The 21591-nt window shown below is 62.9% G+C and carries 22 protein-coding genes; 16 read left to right on the top strand and 6 right to left on the bottom strand.

Features of this window, described 5'->3' with window-relative positions; all coding sequences use genetic code 11:
• Positions 1-43: 43 nt before the first annotated feature.
• Both IB263_RS06450 and IB263_RS06445 read right to left on the bottom strand, forming a co-directional pair.
• Positions 44-1327 (bottom strand): O-acetylhomoserine aminocarboxypropyltransferase, encoded by a 1284-nt coding sequence (locus tag IB263_RS06450; RefSeq protein ID WP_034803656.1) that lies wholly within the window; start codon positions 1325-1327, stop codon positions 44-46.
• A 204-nt stretch (positions 1328-1531) separates the two neighbouring features.
• Positions 1532-1960: a CoA-binding protein gene (locus tag IB263_RS06445; protein ID WP_034803659.1), complete on the bottom strand. Its 429-nt coding sequence runs from the start codon at positions 1958-1960 to the stop codon at positions 1532-1534.
• Positions 1961-2146: 186 nt separating this feature from the next.
• On the opposite strand from IB263_RS06445, the gene IB263_RS06440 reads away from it, so the two are divergent.
• Complete coding sequence (locus tag IB263_RS06440; RefSeq protein ID WP_034804240.1) at positions 2147-2983, top strand: DMT family transporter; 837 nt, start codon at positions 2147-2149, stop codon at positions 2981-2983.
• Positions 2984-2986: 3 nt separating this feature from the next.
• Here IB263_RS06440 and IB263_RS06435 read toward each other — a convergent pair whose 3' ends face one another.
• A complete protein-coding gene (locus IB263_RS06435; protein WP_060580877.1) occupies positions 2987-3808 on the bottom strand; it encodes an enoyl-CoA hydratase in 822 nt (273 codons plus the stop codon).
• Between the two features lie 167 nt (positions 3809-3975).
• On the opposite strand from IB263_RS06435, the gene IB263_RS06430 reads away from it, so the two are divergent.
• The 4 genes from IB263_RS06430 (at position 3976) to IB263_RS06415 (ending at position 6008) form a co-directional block, all read left to right on the top strand.
• Positions 3976-4407 (top strand): PaaI family thioesterase, encoded by a 432-nt coding sequence (locus IB263_RS06430; RefSeq protein WP_192437969.1) that lies wholly within the window; start codon positions 3976-3978, stop codon positions 4405-4407.
• A gap of 225 nt (positions 4408-4632) precedes the next feature.
• Positions 4633-5097 (top strand): 50S ribosomal protein L13, encoded by a 465-nt coding sequence (gene rplM, locus IB263_RS06425; RefSeq protein WP_057252379.1) that lies wholly within the window; start codon positions 4633-4635, stop codon positions 5095-5097.
• 2 nt (positions 5098-5099) lie between these two features.
• Entirely contained in the window at positions 5100-5567 is a 468-nt protein-coding gene (rpsI, locus tag IB263_RS06420) for a 30S ribosomal protein S9 (RefSeq protein ID WP_034803667.1), read from the top strand.
• A 102-nt stretch (positions 5568-5669) separates the two neighbouring features.
• On the top strand, positions 5670-6008 hold the full coding sequence (locus IB263_RS06415; RefSeq protein ID WP_060580878.1) for an antibiotic biosynthesis monooxygenase: 339 nt from the start codon (positions 5670-5672) through the stop codon (positions 6006-6008).
• 36 nt (positions 6009-6044) lie between these two features.
• Here the strand turns inward: IB263_RS06415 and IB263_RS06410 are convergent, their stop codons facing one another.
• A complete protein-coding gene (locus IB263_RS06410; protein WP_060522181.1) occupies positions 6045-6518 on the bottom strand; it encodes an Lrp/AsnC family transcriptional regulator in 474 nt (157 codons plus the stop codon).
• A 113-nt stretch (positions 6519-6631) separates the two neighbouring features.
• Between IB263_RS06410 and IB263_RS06405 the strand changes: the two genes are divergently transcribed.
• From IB263_RS06405 to argC, 3 genes are all read left to right on the top strand, one after another.
• Positions 6632-7423, top strand: a complete 792-nt coding sequence (locus IB263_RS06405; protein WP_192437967.1) for a phenylalanine 4-monooxygenase — start codon at positions 6632-6634, stop codon at positions 7421-7423.
• 127 nt (positions 7424-7550) lie between these two features.
• Entirely contained in the window at positions 7551-8513 is a 963-nt protein-coding gene (speB, locus tag IB263_RS06400) for an agmatinase (protein WP_192437965.1), read from the top strand.
• Between the two features lie 145 nt (positions 8514-8658).
• Entirely contained in the window at positions 8659-9591 is a 933-nt protein-coding gene (argC, locus tag IB263_RS06395) for an N-acetyl-gamma-glutamyl-phosphate reductase (protein WP_192437963.1), read from the top strand.
• A 76-nt stretch (positions 9592-9667) separates the two neighbouring features.
• Here the strand turns inward: argC and IB263_RS06390 are convergent, their stop codons facing one another.
• Positions 9668-10771: a COX15/CtaA family protein gene (locus IB263_RS06390; RefSeq protein WP_034803680.1), complete on the bottom strand. Its 1104-nt coding sequence runs from the start codon at positions 10769-10771 to the stop codon at positions 9668-9670.
• Positions 10772-10944: 173 nt separating this feature from the next.
• On the opposite strand from IB263_RS06390, the gene IB263_RS06385 reads away from it, so the two are divergent.
• The 3 genes from IB263_RS06385 (at position 10945) to IB263_RS06375 (ending at position 13328) form a co-directional block, all read left to right on the top strand.
• Positions 10945-11157 (top strand): DUF2842 domain-containing protein, encoded by a 213-nt coding sequence (locus tag IB263_RS06385; protein WP_034804246.1) that lies wholly within the window; start codon positions 10945-10947, stop codon positions 11155-11157.
• 33 nt (positions 11158-11190) lie between these two features.
• Entirely contained in the window at positions 11191-11931 is a 741-nt protein-coding gene (locus tag IB263_RS06380) for a metallophosphoesterase (RefSeq protein WP_060580882.1), read from the top strand.
• 152 nt (positions 11932-12083) lie between these two features.
• Positions 12084-13328 carry a GNAT family N-acetyltransferase gene (locus IB263_RS06375; RefSeq protein WP_192437961.1) on the top strand — a complete coding sequence of 415 codons (1245 nt, stop codon included), beginning with the start codon at positions 12084-12086 and terminating at the stop codon, positions 13326-13328.
• A gap of 56 nt (positions 13329-13384) precedes the next feature.
• Here the strand turns inward: IB263_RS06375 and IB263_RS06370 are convergent, their stop codons facing one another.
• The gene (locus tag IB263_RS06370) at positions 13385-15568 is read right to left on the bottom strand and encodes an exopolysaccharide transport family protein (protein ID WP_192437959.1); all 2184 of its coding nucleotides are present in this window, start codon (positions 15566-15568) and stop codon (positions 13385-13387) included.
• A gap of 203 nt (positions 15569-15771) precedes the next feature.
• Between IB263_RS06370 and IB263_RS06365 the strand changes: the two genes are divergently transcribed.
• Genes IB263_RS06365 through IB263_RS06345 form a run of 5 tightly spaced genes read left to right on the top strand, consistent with a single transcriptional unit; the run spans position 15772 to position 21584 of the window.
• Positions 15772-16347, top strand: coding sequence for a polysaccharide biosynthesis/export family protein (locus IB263_RS06365; RefSeq protein ID WP_034804249.1), 576 nt, complete (start codon positions 15772-15774; stop codon positions 16345-16347).
• Positions 16348-16352: 5 nt separating this feature from the next.
• On the top strand, positions 16353-17525 hold the full coding sequence (locus tag IB263_RS06360; RefSeq protein ID WP_060522174.1) for a glycosyltransferase family 4 protein: 1173 nt from the start codon (positions 16353-16355) through the stop codon (positions 17523-17525).
• 59 nt (positions 17526-17584) lie between these two features.
• The gene (locus IB263_RS06355; RefSeq protein ID WP_034803694.1) at positions 17585-19147 is read left to right on the top strand and encodes an undecaprenyl-phosphate glucose phosphotransferase; all 1563 of its coding nucleotides are present in this window, start codon (positions 17585-17587) and stop codon (positions 19145-19147) included.
• Positions 19144-20388 carry an O-antigen ligase gene (locus IB263_RS06350; RefSeq protein WP_089044026.1) on the top strand — a complete coding sequence of 415 codons (1245 nt, stop codon included), beginning with the start codon at positions 19144-19146 and terminating at the stop codon, positions 20386-20388. The genes IB263_RS06355 and IB263_RS06350 overlap by 4 nt, the downstream gene beginning before the upstream one ends.
• Positions 20389-20390: 2 nt before the next feature.
• The gene (locus IB263_RS06345; RefSeq protein WP_192437956.1) at positions 20391-21584 is read left to right on the top strand and encodes a glycosyltransferase; all 1194 of its coding nucleotides are present in this window, start codon (positions 20391-20393) and stop codon (positions 21582-21584) included.
• Positions 21585-21591: the final 7 nt, after the last annotated feature.

Below are 21591 nucleotides of genomic sequence, written 5' to 3'. Positions count from 1 at the left end.
CCCTTGCGAAGAGCGCGCTGACGCGCCCTTCGCGGCTAGTGTTTCAAAGCTTTGCCAACGACTGTTCGAGATCGGCGATGATGTCCGAGACATCCTCAATGCCGACCGACAGGCGCACGACGTCAGGGCCGGCACCGGCCGCCACCTGCTGCTCGGGCGTGAGCTGGCGGTGCGTGGTCGAGGCTGGGTGAATGACGAGCGAGCGCGTGTCGCCGATATTGGCGAGGTGCGAGAACATTTCCAGCCCCTCGACGAAACGCTTGCCCGCCTCGTAGCCACCCTTGAGCCCGAAGGTGAAGACGGCACCGGCGCCCTTCGGCGAATAGCGCTGCTGCAGGGCGTGGTTCGGGTCGTCCTCCAGCCCGGCATAGTTGACCCAGGAAATCTTGTCGTGCGTCTTCAGCCACTTGGCGACCGCAAGTGCGTTGTCGCAATGGCGCTGCATGCGCAGCGGCAGCGTTTCGGAGCCGGTCACCAGCATGAAGGCATTGAACGGCGAGATCGCCGGACCGAAATCGCGCAGGCCGAGGACGCGCGCGGCGATGGCGAAGGCGATGTTACCGAAGGTCTGATGCAGCACGACGCCGGCATACTCCGGACGCGGTTCGGACAGCATCGGATACTTGCCGGACTTCGACCAGTCGAAGGTGCCGCCATCGACGATGACGCCGCCCATGGAGTTGCCATGGCCGCCGATGAACTTCGTCAGCGAATGCACGACGATATCGGCGCCATGCTCCAGCGGCCGCAACAGGTAAGGTGTGGCCATGGTGTTGTCGACGATCAGGGGCAGGTCGTGCTTGCGGGCAACCTCGGCGATGGCGGCAATATCGACGAAGGTGCCGCCGGGATTGGCGAGGCTCTCGATGAAGATCGCCTTGGTGCGCCGATCGATCTTCGCCTCAATGGAAGCCGGATCGGCAGGGTCGGCCCAGCGGACCTGCCAGTCGAAGGACTTGAAGGCGTGGCCGAACTGGTTGACCGAGCCGCCATAAAGCCGGTTGGCGGCAATGAAATTGTCGCCCGGGCTCATGATCGTGTGGAAGACGAGGAGCTGTGCGGCGTGGCCGGAGGCGACGGCGAGCGCCGCCGTGCCGCCTTCGAGCGCGGCAATACGCTCTTCGAGCACTGCCTGCGTCGGGTTCATGATGCGGGTATAGATGTTGCCGAACTGCTGGAGACCGAAGAGTGCCGCCGCATGGTCGGTGTCGTTGAAGACGAAGCTCGTCGTCTGGTAGATCGGCGTCGCCCGTGCACCCGTGGTTGGGTCAGGTTGCGCCCCCGCATGGATTGCGAGCGTGTTGAAACCAGGATTGTCTTTCGTCATTTCGTCCCTCCCGTGACCAGAGCGCGGCCGCCAACCGGCACGCCGGAGACGCTCTATCACCTTGAATCTACGCGTGAACCGCTATCGAACCTGCGCAGTTGCACGCGCAAGCCGCGGCACTATTCCAGAGCCTTCGCATGCGGTCAAAGAGGATTTTTCAAGAACTGACGGTTGTATGGTCCGCCGGCGATGTGCCGCCCGAGATCAGCCGATCAGGCGTGGGTACTCGATCGCCGGACAGCGGTCCATGACCACCTTGATGCCGGCGGCTTCCGCTTTCGCCGCAGCGCCGTCATGGCGCACGGAGAGCTGACCCCAGATCGCCTTCGGCAGCGTCTCCAACGCGAGAATCTCGTCGACGAGCGCCGGCAGGGCGTCGGCAGCGCGGAAGACGTCGACCATATCGATCGGCTCCTTGATATCGGCGAGGCGGCCGACCACGGCCTGGCCCTGGATGCTCTTGCCGACATGCCCGGGATTGATCGGGATCACCCGGTAGCCCTTGCGCAGCAGAAACGCCATGACCCGATGGCTCGGACGCTCAGGATTCGGCGAAGCGCCGACAAGGGCGATCGTCTTGGTCTCGCGCAGGATGTCTGCGAGATAATAGTCCGGGTAAGCGTCGTGGTTCATCTGCAGCTTCGGATCCGTTCGTGTTAAACGGTCGTATAATGATGGCGAGGCCGGCCAAGTCAACCGTGCGGCCCGCTCGTCCCCCGCCAAAGATTGCCGCTTCCGCAAGACTTTCCGGTTGCTTTTGCGCCCGTGCGGCGCGACAAGCGTCTCAACGCCCGCTACACCGTTTCCGAGGTTTCAATCTTGCCGCTTGATGTCATTGCGCTCGTCCTGTTCGGGGCGTTGTTGCACGCGACCTGGAATGCGTTGGTCAAGGCGGGAACGGAAAAGTCGCTCGACGCTGCGATGATCGCGCTCGGGGCCGCGGCCGTCGCCATCCCCTTCCTGCCGTTCATGCCGTTGCCCAAACCGGAAGCGTGGCCATACATCCTGGTTTCGGCACTGTTCCAGTTCGCCTATTTCCAGCTCGTCGCCGCATCCTATCGCGCCGGCGACATCGGCCTTGTCTATCCGCTGATGCGCGGAGCGGCGCCGTTGATCGTCGCGATGACCAGTGGGGCATTGATCGGCGAAAAGCTCACCTTCGGAACGATGATCGGTATCCTAACGATCTCTGCCGGGGTGCTGACACTCGCCTTCGAGTCGCGCAAGGGCGGCAAGAACGCGATCGTGCTTGCGCTGCTCAATGCCTGCGTCATCGCAAGTTACACCTTTGTCGACGGCATCGGCGCGCGCGTCTCGGGCAATGCGATCTCCTACACGCTGTGGATGGCGCTGCTGCCGCCGGTTCTGCTTTTCACCTGGGCCTTTGCCCGGCGCGGCATCAAGCCGGTCGCCCGCCACGTCTACAAGAACTGGTGGCGGGGCCTCATCGGCGGCGCCGGCTCGATCGGCGCCTATGGCCTGGCGCTCTGGGCGATGACCAAGGCGCCGGTTGCAACCGTCGCGGCACTCCGCGAGACCTCGATCCTCTTTGCCGTGGTGATCTCGGTCGTGTTCCTCAAGGAACCGGTCAGCGTCTGGCGCATCGCAGCGGCCTGCGTTATCGCGCTCGGCGCCCTGCTCCTGAAGCTCGCCTGAGCGTCAGTCTTCCTTCCATTCTGGCATGCGCTTGCCGAGGAATGCGCCGATACCGTCCTCGGCATCACGCGCGAGCATGTTCTCGACCATGACGCCGACGGCATAATCGTAGGCCTCTGGCAGGTCCATCTCCGCCTGGCGATAGAAGGCCTCCTTGCCGATCTTCAGCGCCTGTGGCGACTTCGAGGCAATGACTGCTGCGTATTTGTCGACCACCTGGCGCAGGTACTGCTGCGGTACGATGCGGTTGACGAGACCGAAATCCTTGGCGGTCGAAGCGTCGATGGTCTCGCCGGTGAGCAGCATTTCCATCGCCTGCTTGCGATGTGCCGCACGCGTGAGCGCGACCATCGGCGTCGAGCAGAAGAGGCCGATATTGACACCGGGCGTGCAGAAGGTGGAGCTGTCGGTGCAGATCGCGAGGTCACAGCTTGCGACGAGCTGGCAGCCAGCTGCCGTTGCCAAACCATCGATCTCGGCGATGACGGCCTGCGGCAACCGCGTGATTTTCAGCATGAGATCGCCGCAGAGGCGGATCGTCCGTTCGAAGAAGGCCCTGCCCCGGTCGTCGTCTTCGCGGTGCGCAGTCATTTCTTTCAGATCGTGACCGGCGGAAAACAGCTTGCCCGTGGCGGCGAGCACGACGACCCTGATGTCCTTGGAGGTGGCGACCGCATCGAACTCGGCGTGCAGCGCCTCCATCATGGCGATCGACAGCACGTTGGCCGGCGGGTTGTTGAGTGTCAACCGCAAGACGGGTCCAGACTGTTCACGCAGCAGCAGGCCGTTCGGCTCTTCCTTCTTGAACGACACGACGTCGGCCATCTTCTTCTCCTGAAACTTGAATTTGGTTGGTGGTACGCCGGCCACGCGTGCCGTGCAAGCCGACAGGCACACCCCCGTGACGCATTCCGCCTACGACCATTTTCCGCCTTGCGTCCGGCCACCAGCCGGTTTCAGGTGACGGACAGACATGTTGAAGGATAGAATGCATGACCATCGAGCCGATCATGACCGTCGACGACCTCAACCGATTTCTCGACACGGATTTCCCGCAGGTCCATACCGACGGCAAGGTCTTCCATGTCACGGCTGTTGGACCCGGCTTTGCCACCATGCGGCTCGATCCGAACGAACGGCATATCCGGCCAGGCGGCACGGTTTCCGGCCCTACCCTTTTCGCGCTCGCGGACGTCTCGGCCTATATCGCATTGATCGCCCATATCGGACCGGTTGCGCTTGCCGTCACCACCAATCTCAACATCAACTTCCTGCGCAAGCCCGAGCCGGAACCGCTCGAATGCACCTGCCGCATCCTCAAACTCGGCAAGCGGCTCGCCGTTCTCGACGCGTCGATCGTCACGTTTGGCGACGACGACCTCGTTGCGCATGCCACAGCGACCTATTCGATTCCGCCGCGATAATTTGTGGTATCAAAATACCATACATATAACATATTGTTTTTGCTTATCTTTATTTCCATGCCGCAGATTTCGCGTTCTTGACGCTTGTTTCGCACTTGCGTATAAGCTGCCGCAGATCGCGGTCCTCTGAGGGCCGCTTTCTCTTTTGCCCGGGAAACTGGACAAAACCAAGCAACAAGAAACGCCCAGCGGTTCGCCGCTCGGGTCCAAAGAAAGATTTTTGATATGGCAACCTTCGTTCAGAAGCCTGCAGAGGTGGAGAAGAAGTGGATCATCATCGACGCCGAAGGCCTCGTTGTTGGTCGCCTCGCTTCCCTCATCGCAAACCGCCTGCGCGGCAAGCACAAAGCTACCTTCACCCCGCATGTTGACGACGGCGACAACGTCATCGTCATCAACGCCGAGAAGGCAGTTCTGACGGGCAAGAAGTACACCGACAAGAAGTACTACTGGCACACCGGCTACCCCGGCGGCATCAAGGAGCGCACCGCGCGCCAGATCATCGAAGGCCGCTTCCCGGAGCGCGTCATCGAGAAGGCCGTCGAGCGCATGGTTCCGCGCGGTCCGCTCGGCCGTCGCCAGATGAAGAACCTGCGCGTATACGCAGGCGCCAACCACCCGCATGAAGCACAGCAGCCGGCCGTCCTCGACGTCGCCAAGCTGAACAGCAAGAACACAAGGAGCGCCTGATAATGGCTGACCTTTCCGCTCTCAAGGAAATCGCCACGACCGCGGAACCGGCTGCTCCGGTTCACGTCAAGAAGGTCGACGCCCAGGGTCGCTCCTACGCGACCGGCAAGCGTAAGGACGCTGTCGCCCGCGTATGGGTCAAGCCGGGCACCGGCAAGATCACCATCAACGGCAAGCCCTACGCGGCTTACTTCGCCCGTCCGGTTCTGCAGATGATCCTGCAGCAGCCGATCGTCGCTGCTGCCCGTGACGGCCAGTTCGACATCGACGCGACCGTTGCTGGCGGTGGTCTTTCCGGCCAGGCCGGTGCCGTTCGTCACGGCATCTCCAAGGCACTCACCTACTTCGAACCGGGCCTGCGCTCGGTCCTGAAGCGCGGTGGCTTCCTCACCCGCGACAGCCGTGTGGTCGAGCGTAAGAAGTACGGCCGTGCGAAGGCACGTCGTTCGTTCCAGTTCTCGAAGCGTTAATCGCTTCAACTGCGACACTTGGAAAGGCGGGGCTTTGCTCCGCCTTTTTTTGTTATCATCCGCCGCACCGTTTCCCGCAACGTCGACCCCTCGAGGCACAGCATGACAAGCTCCCCCGTCGCCAAGACCCCAGAGCCGCCCTATTACATCGTCACGTTCGCCTCGCGGCGCACGGCAGGCGACCACGGCTACGACAACATGGGAGACGAAATGGAGCGACTTGCGCGCGAGCAGCCGGGTTTTCTCGGTCTCGAAAGCGTGCGCGGCGCCGACGGCTTCGGCCTAACCAATTCCTACTGGGCGGATGAGGAGAGCATCGCGGCCTGGAAAAACAATGTCCGCCACCTGACGGCCCAGCGCCTCGGCCGCGAGCGCTGGTACGAGGATTATCAGGTTCGTGTGGGCAAGATCGAGCGCCAATACGGTTTCGAACGCCCCTAGTTCTGCGGCTGCGCACGGTCGCCGCCGGCAAGCGGGCTAAATCGGCAACTCCGTCGTCGACTTGAGTTCGCGCAGGACGAAGCTCGACACCACGGTGCGCACATGGGGATTGCGCATCAGATAGCGCGTCATGAAGGTATCGTAGCTTTCGACGTCATTGGCGCGGATCTTCAGCATGTAGTCGAATGTGCCAGATAGAGCGTAGCACTCCATGATCTCCGGCCGGTCGCGCACGACGGCGGAAAAGGCGGCAATCGCCTCGTCGTGATGATCTTCGAGCGTCACATGGGCGATGATGCAGAGTTTCAGGTCGAGCTTTGCCGGATCGAGCAGCGCCACGCGCTTGCGAATGACGCCATCCGTCTCCAGTTCCTGCAGCCGCCGCCAGGCCGAGCTTTGCGACATGCCGGCTTTCTCCGCGAGATCGGAGAGCGACTGGCCGCTATCGGCCTGAATGAGCCGCAGCAGCTTTCGCACAGGCTGAAGACTTTCTTTCACATCAGCAGGCATTTCGAATTTTCCTCCCGCGATCAGGCGTCAACGTGGCAACTGTGGAACAAATACTCGCTCCATCCGCGATACAATTGCAACAGGAGAGTTCATCTGACGAATGAGGAGACGTCATGACGAAGGAAAGCAGCTACACGGCCAAACTGCCGGAATCGGACGGCACCTATCACTATACCCCGGAAGAAGATTCGATCTGGGGCGAACTGTACCAGCGGCAGATGAAGCTTCTGGCCGACAAGGCGTGCGACGAATACCTCGAGGGCGCCAAGACGCTCGATCTCGGCCCTGACCACGTGCCGCAGTTGAAGGACGTGAACCGCCGCCTTGCCGAAACCACCGGCTTCGGTGTCGAAGGTGTTCCCGCCCTCATTCCGCCGTCCCGCTTCTACGAACTGCTGTCCCAAGGCAAGTTTCCGCTGGCGACCTTCATTCGCCGCCGCGAGCATATCGATTACATCGAAGAACCCGACATCTTCCACGAGGTCTTCGGTCACTGCCCGCTATTGACCAACCAGAGCTACGCCAATTTCGTCCGCCGCTTCGGCGAAAAGGCGGTTTCGCTCGGCAAGGGCTATTCCTGGCACATGTTCCGGATCTTCTGGTTCACCGTCGAGTTCGGGCTGATCAACACGTCGAAGGGCCGCCGCTGCTATGGCGCAGGCATCGTGTCTTCGCCCAACGAGACTCGGAATGCGATGGGAACCCCAGGTGTCGAGTTCCGCCCGTTCGACCTGATGACCGTGCTGCGCACGCCCTATCGCATCGATATCGTCCAGCCGATCTATTACGTGATCGACAGTTTCGCCCAGCTGGAAACGATAATCGAAGAGGATATCGCCGCGCGCATCACCGAAGCCAAGGCGCTTGGCGATTTCGCCCCGACCTACGAAGCCAAGGCCTCGTAATCGCGGAAGAAACGGCCGGCAGGGCCTTGCCTTGCCGGCAACGATTGTCCAACCTTCCGCCACCACAGGTTTGAGCGGGATGCGCGCAGAGGATGCGCGCTTTCCGGCTCCGAGGCAGAGGCGGGATATGGCGAACAGGACGATCGATCATGCGCTGACGGCGCGCTCACTCACATCGGCGGCGTCCGATCCGACCCATGCCGGGATTCTCTCCTTCATGCGCCGCAAATATTCGAAGCAGTTGAAGGGTGTCGATGCCGTCGTCTGGGGCATTCCCTTCGACGCCGCCACTTCGAACCGCCCCGGCGCGCGCTTCGGGCCGCAGGCGATCCGCCGCGCCTCGGCAATCTTCGACAACGATCCGCAGTACCCGTTCGACCGCGATCTCTTCGCGGAGATGGCGACGGTCGACTATGGCGACTGCCTGCTCGACTATGGCAATCATTCGAAGACGCCGGCAACGATCGAACGCGAAGCGACTAAGATCATCAGGAATGGCGCCTATCTGCAAGCGCTGGGCGGCGACCACTTCGTCACCTACCCGATCCTGAAGGCGCAGGCGGCTCTGCACGGCCCCCTCGCCCTCGTCCAGTTCGACGCCCACCAGGATACCTGGCCGGATGAACGCGGGCGCATCGACCACGGCTCCTTTGTCGGCCGTGCGGCGCGCGAGGGCCTGATCGATATAGATGCCTCGATCCAGATCGGCATCCGCACGCACGCGCCTGAGGATTGCGGCATCCGCATTCTCTATGGCTACGACGTCGAAGAGATGAGCGCTGGCGAGATCGCCGAGACGATCATAAGGCAGGTCGGCGAGCGCAAGGCCTATCTGACCTTTGATATCGACTGCCTCGACCCGGCTTACGCGCCTGGCACCGGCACACCGGTCGCCGGCGGCCCGTCGAGTGCCAAGATCCTCTCTGTCCTGCGCAAGCTCGGAGCGCTGACCGTGGTCGGCAGCGACGTCGTCGAAGTGGCGCCAGCCTATGACCATGCCGACGTCACCGCAATCGCCGGTGCGACGGTCGCGATGTATATGCTGGGCCTGCATGCGGAGAAGCTTGCCGAGCGTGCGCCGCTTCGCTGAGCGCTGCCGTTGCGGTGAATGGCCGCTGCTTATATAGGAACAGGTGGGTTTGGCGGCGTTCCGCCGGCCCGTTGAGAAATTGATTCAATTCTATGCCAGAATGATTCCGGAACGGCTTCTAACTGTCTGGCAGAACGGGAAAATCATGAAACCGAAGATCTTCATCGATGGCGAACACGGCACCACGGGCCTGCAGATCCGCACGCGCATGGCCGGCCGTAGCGATCTCGAACTGCTTTCCATTCCGGAAGCGGAACGACGCAACGCCGCGATGCGCGAAGATCTTCTGAACGAAGCCGACATCGCCATCCTCTGCCTGCCGGACGACGCCTCGCGCGAGGCGGTTTCGATGGTCTCGGGCAACAACAAGGTCCGCATCATCGACACCTCGACCGCGCATCGCATTGCGCCCGACTGGGCCTATGGCTTTGCCGAAATGGACAAGGCGCAGCCGGAGAAGATCCGCAGCGCCCGTTGCGTCGCCAATCCCGGTTGCTATCCGACCGGCGCGATCGGCGTGATCCGGCCGCTGCGCCAGGCCGGCATCCTGCCGGACGGCTATCCGGTGACGGTCAACGCGGTCTCCGGCTACACGGGCGGCGGCAAGCAGATGATCGCGCAGATGGAAGACGAAACCAATGCGGATCACATCAGCGCGCCGCACTTCCTCTACGGCCTGACGCTCAAGCACAAGCATGTGCCCGAGATGAAGATGCACGGGCTGCTCGACCGCGCACCGGTCTTTGCGCCCTCGGTCGGCAAGTTCGCACAGGGCATGATCGTCCAGGTGCCGCTCTATCTCGAAGACCTCGCCGCCGGCACGACGCTGGAGACGATCCATGCTGCAATCGTCGCGCATTATGCCGACCAGTCGATCGTCGAGGTCGTGTCGCTCCAGGAGAGTGAAAAGCTCGGCCGCATCGACGCCACCGAGCTTGCCGGCAAGGACACGATGAAGCTTTTCGTCTTCGGCACCCCTGGCGGCAACCATGTGAACCTCGTCGCCCTGCTCGACAATCTCGGCAAGGGCGCCTCGGGCGCGGCGGTCCAGAACATGGACCTGATGCTGTCGGCCTGATCGGCACTGAGCTCAAAACAAAAGACCCCGGCGAGCCGCTCGCCGGGGTCTTTCTTTTTCCGGAGCTCGTCCGGCGTCAGTCGCGCAATTCGATCGCCGTCGGCCGCGGGTACTCGCCGTAGAAACCGCGCCAGTGGGCGATGGCAAAGCCAAGCACCACAAGCGCGCCACCCTGGTGCGCCACGCCCCAGCCGACCGGCACCTGCAGCACCAGCGTGGTGATGCCGATCACCGCCTGCACCGAGACGAGCAGGAACAGGAGCACGGCGCGGCGCGCATGGGTGGTTTCGGGTGCTGCCCGCAGCGAGGCAATCATGTGCATCAGTGCGAAGGCAAAGAGCACATAGGCGCCAATGCGGTGGACGAACTGGACCGTCTTCGGGTTCTCGAACAGGTTGATCCACCAGGGCTGCTGCAGGAACAGGTCCTGCGGGATGATCGCGCCATCCATCAGCGGCCAGGTGTTGTAGCTGAAGCCCGCATCGAGACCGGCGACGAGCGCGCCGAGATAGATCTGGAACAGACTGAAGATGGCGATGATCGCCGCCATCTTGCGCGAACGGTCGGTGGGCGCCGTGTCATTCGAATGCGCGCTCAGCCCGCGGAAGATCCACATACAGGCGGCAAAGATCAGACAGGCGATGACGAGATGCGTCGCAAGCCGGTACTGGCTGACCTCGGTGCGCTCCACGAGGCCCGATGAAACCATCCACCAACCGATGAACCCCTGGAAACCGCCAAGCGCAAGGATACCGAGCAGCGGCATGCGCAGCTTGCGCTCGACCTTTCCGGTGAACCAGAAATAGGCAAGCGGCAACGCGAAGATCAGGCCGATGGTGCGGGCAAGCAGACGGTGCGCCCATTCCCACCAGAAAATCGTCTTGAACTCGTCGACCGTCATGCTGCTGTTCATCTGCTGATACTGCGGAATGCGCTGGTAGAGCTGGAATTCCTCTTCCCACTCGGCGACCGTCAGCGGCGGGATCACACCATGGATCGGCTTCCACTCGGTGATGGAGAGGCCCGATTCGGTAAGCCGCGTCGCGCCGCCGACGAGCACCAGGGCAAAGAGGGTGAACAGCACGACTGCCAGCCAGCCGCGGATCTGCCGGCGGTTGCGGTCGGTCCTGCCGATCTCGTTTCGAAGCATTTGTTCAGTCGCCATTTCGACGCCGGCCATCATGTTCCCTCTGGTGTCGCAGGGTTGTCGGCGGTGCAACCGGACGGATCAACGGTCGCACCTTCAGGAAAGCCGTTGATTTGCACCAGAGCGGCATGCAAAACAAGGCCGAAACCTTTGCGGCATGCGGTCGCGGCCGCTCCGCGCGCATTTGCCCATGTGAAAGATATGAAATGCCCGTACGCCTCAGAAAGCTGATCGGCACGATCCTGATCATCATCCTCGTCGTCGTCTATGCGCTGGCCGCCGTCACCTTCGCCTCGCTGCTGCTCGGCGCTGCCCCCTGGTACGTGCATCTGGCCTACTTCTTCTTCACCGGCCTGCTCTGGATATTGCCGGCCATGCTGATCATCAAATGGATGGAAAAGCCCGCGAAGGATCGTTGATCCTCAATCCGGTAGCCATTCGGGGGGACGCCCATGCGACTTGCAGTTATCGCTGACATCCACGGCAACGATCTTGCGCTCGAAGCGGTGCTCGCCGACATCGATGCGCAAGGGATCACCGATATCGTCAATCTTGGCGACCATCTGAGCGGCCCCCTCAATGCCGCACGCACGGCCGACATCCTCATCAAACGGGCGATCCTTTCGATCCGAGGCAATCACGATCGCTATCTTTTGACCATGGATCCGCATGAAATGGGGCAATCTGATCGCGCAGCCTATGATCAATTGCAGCCGCAGCACCGCGAATGGCTGGCGACCCTGCCCGTCGCACACGTCCACGAGGAAGCGTTCTTCCTGTGCCATGCGACGCCGACCGATGACGAGACCTACTGGCTGGAGGCCCTGACGGCCGATGGCACCGTCCACATGGCGCAGCATTCGGCCATCGAAGCGAAAGCAGCCGGCGTCGACTATCCGGTTATCCTGTGCGGCCACACCCATATCCAGCGCGCCGTGCGGCTTTCCGACGGCCGCCTCGTCGTCAATCCCGGCAGCGTCGGCTGCCCCGGGTATGACGACGACCAACCGGTGCCGCACAAGGTCGAAGCGGGCTCCCCGGACGCCCGCTACGCGATCATCGAGAAATCGGCCTCGGGGTGGCACGTCACCTTCCGCAATGTCCCCTATGACTGGATGGCAATGTCCCAGCTTGCGGCCAGCCGCAACCGCATGGAATGGGCAAAGGCGTTGGCCACCGGCTTTCTCGATTGAAATTTGCGCGCGCTTCACATTCCTCGCTTCACGCTTTGCTAACCGCGTTCGCCGGTTATTCCCAATCGGCTTCATAAGTATTCCCGAATTAAAGCGATCGTAGCGGGCTTGAGGTTCAATCTCTCCGCAACAAGGACCGGACGGCACCTGCGATGACGAACTCGGAACTCACCATGGACGGCTCCGGCGACCGCCGCGCGCACGCGTCCTTGCGTGCAGATCCGACCGATGCCGCCGGCCGCTTCGAAATCTCGCTTCACCGCAATATGGAGGCGCTCGAAACCGAGTGGCGCGTGCTCGACGGTCTTCCTGAGAACTCGCTGCATCATGCCTATCAATGGTGCAGCGCCTGGGCTGCGACCCATGTCAGCGACCTGGCCCTTCTGCGCGTTACCTTCGATGGCGAACTCCTGCTCGTCCTGCCGCTGGAAGTGGCGCGCGGACGCTTGTTTCGAACGGCAAAGCTGATCGGAACCGAGCATAGCAACCTCAACACCGGGCTCTTTGCCCCCAACGCCGCGGCGATCATCAGCACGCCCGCGCTTGCCGACGCGCTTGCCCGCGCCATCTGTGGCGCGCTGCGCGGCCTTGCCGACATCGTCATGCTCGATCGTCTACCGAGCGACTGGCGCGGTGCCCCCAGCCCCTTCTCCCTGCTTTCGAACGTTGCCAATCCCAACCCGTCGTTTCAGCTTCCCCTTCTCGGCGGCATTCAGCCGACACTGGCCCAGCTCAACGCCAAGCGGCGGCGCAAGAAGATGCGCATTTCCGAGCGACGGCTGGCTGAAATGGGCGGCTACGACTATGTGGTCGCGCGTACGGGTGACGAGGCCCACGCGCTGCTTGATACCTTCTTTCGGCAGAAGGCGACGCGTTTTGCTGCGCTCGGCCTTCCCGATGTCTTCCAGGACAAGGAAACGCAGGCGTTTTTCCATGCGCTCGCCGCCCGTCTGGGCGACGACGTTCAACTCATGGAACTCAATGCCATCCGCCTGCGGGGCGAAAACGACGGCCGCATCGTCGCTGTCGCCGGACTTTCCCGCAAGGCAGATCACGTGATCTGCCAGTTCGGGTCGATCGACGAAGCTTTGGCCGGCGATGCCAGCCCGGGTGAATTGCTGTTTTACCGCATGATCGAGCGCCTATCGGGGGAAGACGTGCGCCTGTTCGATTTCGGCGTCGGCGACCAGCCCTACAAACGCTCCTGGTGCACGATCGAGACACCGCTGCGCGACATCGTGTTGCCGGTGACGTTCGCCGGCCGGCTCGCAGGCCTGCGGCATCACCTCGTCGTGAGGGCAAAAAGGGCGATCAAGGCGAACCGGGCCGTTTATGCCCGCATCCAGCGCACGCGACGGCACAGGCAAGACAAGACCTTCGACAGCAGCGCCGACTGATAACCTAGATAGAGGACGAGGCCCAGGCGCGTTGTCGCCGGTGGCCGGCGAGACCATTATGCCGCGTCGCGGTCCGGGTATTCGGGGTCCGATTGTACCTGGCCGGTCATCAGCACGATGTCGCGATAGCCCGCTGCGCCGAATCCGGTCAGCACCTCGACGATCCGCTCATCGCTCACCGACGGCGCCGACAGGATGATTTCCGCGCCATCGCGGCCAGCGATCTTCTCAACAGCCATTTCATCGGCAGGGCCGCATTCGAGCAGGACGAGATCATAGGCGTTGGTCAAGGCGTCGATGATCATCTTCAGCCGGTCGATGCCGCGCATCGCCTGACGCGGATCGGCATCGCCCTGAGGAATGATGTGCGCGTCGGAAAAACGGTCGGCGTGGATCGTGTCCGTGAAGGGCACCTCCCCCGCCAGCAGGTTGGTGATACCAGGAAGCTGCTGCGAGCGCGCCATCAGGCGTGTCGGGCAGGCAGAACCCGTCAGGTCGATCAATACGACCATCAGCTCCTCTTCGGCCAGCAACCGGGCGAGCATCACGGTGGCGGTAGAACCCTCGTCTCCGCCGGGCGAAACCGAAATCGCAACGCGCACGTTGGTGGCGCGCAGATGCTCGGCGACGGCCTCGATCGAGAAATCCGCCTCGGCGGCCTCTTCCTCCATGTCCGGTGCAAGCGACACGTCCATCGCAGGCAGCAAGTCGACGGCGTCATCTGCCGCGGGCGCAATTGCAGGCGAAGCCTGAGCCATCTCGACCGGCGGCAAATCGGCGACGCTTGCGGCCAGCGCCGGACGCGGGTGGACCGGTGCCCGTTCGCCCGTAGCCGCGACCGGCCGCAAGGCTCGTCCGCTGAAAAGCTCGCCGAGCATGATGCCAACGCAGGTCAGGAGGAACGTGGCAAGCGCTGCGACGACCGTGATCGGCAGCACTTTCGGGAAACTCGCGCCGGTCGGAACCACGGCACTCGAAATGACCCGTGCATCGGCCGGCGTCGCATTCTCCACCGTGCGCGATGTCGCTTCGCGATAGCGCGCGAGATAGGTCTCCAGCAATTGCCGCTGCGCCGTTGCCTCGCGCTCGAGCGCGCGCAGCCCCACCTCTTCTTCGCCCGCCCGAGCCGACTGCGCCTTCAGCGCATTCAGCTGCTGGGTCAACTGCTGTTCGCGCAGTTCACCGACCTTCGCCTCGTTTTCAAGGCTCGTCAGGATCTTGCGGGTCTCGGAGCTGATCTGGCCGCGGATGCCTTCGAGCTGCGACTTCAGCGCCTTCAGGCGCGGATGACCGTCGAGCAGGGTCGTCGAAAGATCGGCGACCTGCGCCTGGAGATTGGCCTCGGTTTCCTTCAGCCGCTGGATCATCTGTGAACCGACGACGTCGGCGATGGTGTCCGGCGCGCGGCCGCTCGCAAGCGCCGAACGCACGCCGGCGGCACGCGCCTCCGCATTGGCACGCTCGCCGCGCACCCGGGTCAGCTCCGTCGAGATATCCGTGAGCTGCCGCGTCGCGAAGTTGGTGGTTTCGCCGGTTGGCAGCAGATCCGACGAGGCGCGGTAGGCCGCCACCTTCGCCTCGGCGTCGCGCACCTTCTCGCGCAGATTGGCGATCTCCGGTTCGAGCCAGCGTGTCGCCTCGGAATTGGTGTCGAGTTTCGCACCGCTCTGGAGTGCCAGGAAGACCTTCGCCATCTCGTTGGGCACGGCGGCCGCAAGCTGGCGGTCCTTCGAGGTGAAGCCAATCGCAATCACCCGCGACTTCTCCACCTGGTAGACCTGGAGCTTGTCGGAGAATTCCTTGAGCACCCTCTCCTCGGGCGGCATCTCCAGCGGGTTCTTCTTCAGCCCGAGCATGACGAGAAGATCCGAAAGCGCCGAGGGCGCCGACGACGGGTCGAATTCCTTGAGCTCATAGAGCTTCATGTTGCGGGCGACCTGCTTGATGAGATCGGCCGACTTGAGCACCTGTACCTGGCTGAGGATGCCGGATTCATCGAAGACGCGGTCGGCGCCCGCCTGGGAAGCCTGGTTGGGGCCGCTGAACTCCGGCTCGCGCGATTCGATGAGCACACGGGTTTCGCTCTGGTAATCCGGCGCGATCATCTTTGCTGCGCCGAAGGCAAGCGCCGCCACAGCGACGGTGGCGAGCAAAACCTTGACGCGCCGATCCCAGACGGCGCGAAACAGGCCGCCGAGGTCGATATCCACATCCTGTTGTGCGCTGCCGCTTCCCGACATGCTAGTCGCTCCGAACCTTCAAATCTCGCCGGACCGTAAAGGAACATGGTAACGCAAGGGTTAATGCGATCAACCTGCGGATGATAAAGACGGGGCGGTATCGCCAGGTCTCCGCGAAAATTCTACCGCGAGTTTACCTGCTATTAACCCTAACGGACCGATAACGTCACAAAAGCTGGTCGTTTCCGGAGCCTATGAACCGCATGTCCACCGCAGCTATCAAGACGGGTCTCGCGATCACGGCGGCAGCGCTGTCGATGTTGCTCGGCGGCTGCACGAGCTACCAGCCCGCGCCCAAGGCCTTCAGTGAAGCCACGATCCAGCCCTATCGGCTCGACAGCGGCGACCGCCTGCGCATCAATGTCTTCGAACAGGCCGGTCTCAGCGGCACTTACACGGTCGATCAGGCCGGTTACGTCGCCTTCCCCCTGATCGGCACCGTCGCCTCGCGCGGCAGGACCCTGCCCGAACTGGAGGGCATGATCGCCGCCAAGCTGAAGCAGGGCTATCTGCGCGATCCAGACGTCACGATCGAGGTCGATCGCTACCGTTCCGTCTTCATCATGGGCGAAGTCGGCCAGGCTGGCCAATATGCCTATGTGCCCGGCATGACCGTGCAGAACGCGATCGCGGTCGCCGGCGGCTTCTCTCCGCGCGCCAATCAGTCGAACGCCGACATCACGCGCAAGATCAATGGCCGCATCATCACCGGCCGGGTTCCGATCACCGACGCGGTTCTTGCCGGCGACACGATCTATGTTCGCGAACGCCTGTTCTGATCTCGATGCAACAAGAGCGGCCTTTGCGCATCATCCACTGCTTCAGGTCGCCTGTCGGCGGGATATTCCGCCACGTGCGCGACCTGGCCGAGGCGCATGCCAAGGCCGGCCATGAGGTCGGGATCCTCTGCGACAGCACGACAGGCGGCAGTCACGAGGATCGGTTGTTCGACGAAATCCGCCCCTATCTGGCGCTCGGCCTGATACGGATGCCGATCCATCGCTCGGTCGGGCCGTCGGATTTTGCCGCGTTGTGGCGCGGCTATAAGGAAATCAGAAGTTTGCGACCGGATGTGTTGCATGGGCACGGCGCCAAAGGCGGCGTCATTGCCCGGCTCATCGGTTCAGCCTTGCGGGTCAACAGGTATCGCGTAGCCCGCCTCTATTCGCCGCATGGCGGCAGCCTGCACTACCGTCCAGGCTCTATGACAGGCCGGCTGGTCTTCCCGGCGGAGCGGATCCAGCAGCGGATTACCGACGCCCTCGTCTTCGTCTGCGATTTCGAGCGGCAGACCTATTTCGCAAAGGTCGGCGCGCCGCGTGAGCGCAACGAACTGATCTACAACGGCATAGACGACCGGGAGTTCGAGACCGTCCCGCCTGGGCCGGATGCGGTCGACTTTCTCTATATCGGCATGATGCGGGACCTGAAGGGTCCCGATCTGTTTGTGGAAGCTTTCGCCCAGACCGAAAGGCTTGTCGGCAGGCCGCTGTCGGCGCTGATGATCGGCGACGGCCCGCAGCAGCAGGAATACAGCGATCTGGTGCTGCAGCAGGGCCTCGCCCGCCGCATCCGCATGCAGCCGGCGATGAAGACGCGCGAGGCCTTCGCGCTGACGCGCAACATCGTCGTTCCCTCGCGCGCCGAGTCCATGCCCTATATCGTGCTCGAGGCGCTTGCCGCGCGGAAGCCGGTCATCGCCAGCCGTGTCGGCGGCATCCCGGAAATTCTCGGACGCGACAGCACCGCACTTGCCGAACCCGCCAATGCCCGGTCGCTCGCCGACATCATGGCCCGCGCAATCACCGAGAAGGACTGGGCGGCACGTGTGATGCCCGATCCGAGCACGTTCAAGTCGCAATTTGCAGCTTCGGTAATGTCGGCGGATATGCTAAGCCTCTATCGGGAATTGTGCCGTTACCAGCCGCCCGCCGATAGCGTGTTGCCCACAACGTAAGCGTTTCTTAGTGGCTTTCTGCTATCCCGGCTGAGGGACTTCAGCGCCGGAAGACAGCCATGAACAAGTTTGACCGCCCGGGTTCGTTCGATCCCGAAGCGCTTCGCAAGAAGATTTCGGAAATCCGCGCCCGCGCGCCCGGCGAAATGCCGGGCGAAACAACGACCACGGATCTCAATCCGCTGGCGCGGCAGATCGCCGAGCAGTTCAGCGCCGATACCTATTCGCCTGCGATGATCATGGGGCTGATGCGCCTGTTCGAATTCAGCGCGCTCTTTACGATCGGCTATGCCATCAACGCGCTCTATGTCCAGCCGGGCTTCGAACAACTGCCGCTGTACCTGGCAATTCTCGTCGGTGGTTCCGCATTGGCGGTCGCCGCCATGCAGATCGCCGACACCTATCAGATCCCGGCGCTGCGCGCCTGGCTGCGGGTGATGCCGCGCATCCTCGCCTCCTGGGCCATCGCGTTTGGCGGCATTGCCATCGCGCTGTTCTTTCTGAAATCCGGTCACCAGTATTCGCGCGTCTGGTTCGGCGGCTGGTTCATCGGCGGCGCAATCTTTCTAATCGCGGAGCGCGCCTTCATCGCCTATTCCATCCGCCATTGGGCCCGAAACGGCACGATGGAACGCCGCGCGGTCGTCGTCGGCGGCGGCCAGCCGGCCAAGGACCTGATCCGCACGCTCGAGGACCAGCCCGACAACGACATCCGCATCTGCGGCATTTTCGACGACCGCGACGAGCGCCGCTCGCCCAATGTGATCGCCGGCTACCCGAAGCTTGGAACGGTCGACGAACTGGTGGAATTCGCCCGCCTGGCGCGCATCGACATGCTGATCATCTCGTTGCCGCTGACGGCGGAGAAGCGCATTCTCCAGCTTCTGAAGAAGCTCTGGATCCTGCCGGTCGACATCCGGCTCGCCGCCCACGCCAACAACCTGCGGTTCCGCCCGCGCAGCTACTCCCATGTCGGCGATGTCCCCATGCTCGACATCTTCGACAAGCCGATCGCCGATTGGGACTCGGTCGCCAAGCGCGGCTTCGACATCTTCTTCAGCCTGGTCGCCCTCGTGCTTCTGTGGCCGATCATGCTCGGCGCGGCGATCGCCGTCAAAGCGACGTCCCCGGGCCCGATCATCTTCAAGCAGAAGCGGCACGGCTTCAACAACGAGACCATCGAGGTCTACAAGTTCCGCTCGATGTATACGCATATGAGCGACCCGACGGCCCGCAACGCCGTGACCAAGCGCGACCCGCGCGTCACCCCCGTCGGCCGTTTCATCCGCAAGTCCTCGATCGACGAGCTGCCGCAGATCTTCAACGTGCTGAAGGGCGAGCTGTCGCTCGTTGGGCCGCGGCCGCACGCCGTGCTCGCCCAGACCCAGAACCGAACCTATTCCGACGTCGTCGAAGGCTATTTCGCCCGCCACCGCGTCAAGCCCGGCGTCACCGGCTGGGCGCAGATCAACGGCTGGCGCGGCGAGATCGACAATGACGACAAGATCCGCCTGCGCACCGCCTTCGACCTGCACTACATCGAAAACTGGTCGTTGCTCTTCGATCTCAAGATCCTGTTCCTGACGCCGTTCCGGCTTCTCAATACCGAGAACGCCTATTGAGCACCGTCGATTCAGGTCGGCTCCCGATCGCTCGCCCCCAGCTCGCGGCGCTCTCGCTGCTCGGCTCCGGGCTCGTCGCCTTTGCCGTGTTTCTCTCCGGCTTCGTCATTTTCGAGCCGGCGCCCTATGAGCTGTTCCTGGTCGCGCTCATCGGCCTTTGGGCGCTCGTGGGCCTCAAGATCTCGCGCAGCGTCGCACCGCTGCTGACGCTTCTGACCCTGTTCATGGTCGGCGGCATCCTGTCCCTGACGGTCATGACAGACCTGACGAAGGGGCCGATGTACATGGCGGTCTCCGGCTTCCTCGCGCTCTCCTCGGTCTTCTTCGCAGCCATCATCGAGGACCGCCACGAACGCCTGCGGCTGATCTTCAATGCCTGGACGGCGGCGGCCATCATCACCGCCCTGCTCGGCATCCTCGGCTATTTCGGCGCCGTGCCGGGCGCGGAAAGCTTCACGCTCTATGGCCGCGCCAAGGGCGCGTTCCAGGATCCGAACGTCTTTGGCCCGTTCCTCTCGGTGCCGGCCATGTACCTCATCCACGGCATCCTCACGCAGCCCATCCAGAAGGCCCCCCCGAAGATCGCCGCGCTGATGGTGCTGGCGCTTGGCGTCTTTCTTTCGTTCTCCCGCGCGGCCTGGGCCCTCAACCTCTTCTGTGTCGTCGCCTTCGTCTTCGTCATGCTGCTCAAGGAGCGAAACGGCCTCTTCCGCCTGCGGATTCTGGTGTTGGCTCTCGTCGGCGGGATCATGATCGTCGGCGCCCTCCTCGTCGCGCTGCAGTCCGAGCAGGTCGCAACACTCTTTTCCAGCCGCTCGCAGCTGGTGCAGGATTATGACGGCGGCCACCTCGGCCGCTTCGATCGCCATCGCCTCGGCTTCCTGATGTCGATGGAAAAGCCGCTCGGCATCGGCCCGATGGTCTTCAGCACGATCTTCCCGGAGGATGAGCACAACGTCTGGCTGAAGTCGCTGACGTCCTACGGCTGGCTCGGCTTTGTCAGTTACGTGACGCTGATCGTCTGGACGCTCTCGCTCGGCTTTCGCTTTCTGCTGCTCAACCGCCCATGGCAGACCTATCTGATGATCGCCTGGGTCGCCGTCCTCGGCCATGTCGGGGTCGGCAATGTCATCGACACGGACCATTGGCGCCACTTCTATCTGCTCATCGGAATCATCTGGGGATGCGCCGCCCTTGAATATCGCCATCGCCGGCAGGCGCGCGCCGGCCGGAGCTCCTGACCATGGAACATCTGGTTCCGCGCCGGTCGCCGGCCCCTCCCCTGAAGCTCCTGCAGGTGCTGGAGCCGAGCGGCGGCGGCTCGGGCCGGCACTTCCTCGATCTGTGCCGCGGCATGCACAAGCGCGGGCATCACGTCGAGGCCGTCTATTCGCCGGTGCGCGCCGAGGAAGGTTTCGTTCGTGAACTGAAGGCAATCGGCCTGCCTGCCGTACACGCCGTCAACATGAAGCGCGCACCCGGACCGTCTGACGTCGGCTGCTTTCTCGAACTCCGCCGCATCATGCGGGCCAACAGTTTCGACATCATCCATGGCCACAGTTCCAAGGCCGGTGCGCTGACACGCCTGCGGCTGCCTGGCTCTCATGTTCCGCGGATCTACACGCCCCACGCCTTTCGCACACTGGACCCGACGCTCGGCCGTGGTGGACGGTTGATCTACGGCACGATCGAATGGGCACTGGCCCGTTTCTTTACCGATCACCTGATCTGCGTTTCCGACGACGAGTTCCACCATGCGCTCTCGCTGCATATGCCCGAGAAGCGCATGTCGGTGATCGTCAACGGCGTGGCACCGCCCTCATGCGAAATGGCGCAGACGCTGCGCGCGAGCTTCGGGATCGCGCCGGACGCTTTCGTCTTCGGCTTCGTTGGACGACTTTCCGCACAGAAGGCGCCGGAACGGCTGATCGCAGCGTTCAAGAGTGTCGCAGCTTCCGTCAGAAACAGCCACCTGGTCATGGTCGGCAGCGGCGAGCTCGAAGGTGACCTTCGCAAGGCGATCGCCGAAAGCGGACTGCAGAACCGCATGCATTTGACCTCCGCCTTCACCGGCCCGCAAGCCGTTCCCGCCTTCGACCTCCTGGTGATGCCAAGCCGCTACGAGGCCATGTCCTATGTGATGCTCGAAGGGGCCGCCGCCGGCAAGGCGATCATCGCAACCGACATCGGTGGCGCGCGCACGGTGATCGAGGACGGGCGGAACGGTTATATCCTGCCCAATAGCGACGACACGTCCGCGCTCGCCAAGACCATGATCCAGGCGGCGGAGCCCGAAACCTTCAAGGCCCTGTCGGCTAGCGCCGAAAACCTGAAAGACCGCTTTACGCTCGCCGTCATGCTCGATCACACAGAGGCCCTCTACCAGAAGGCGGCCTCAAAGCGGCAGACGGTCGACCTGCTCCAGTCAACCAGGTAGCGCAGAA

It is taken from the genome of Ensifer sp. ENS03 (assembly GCF_014852035.1).
GTDB lineage: Bacteria > Pseudomonadota > Alphaproteobacteria > Rhizobiales > Rhizobiaceae > Ensifer > Ensifer adhaerens.
Note: the sequence above shows the minus strand (reverse complement) of the source record. Positions and strands in the feature narration are given on the sequence as shown.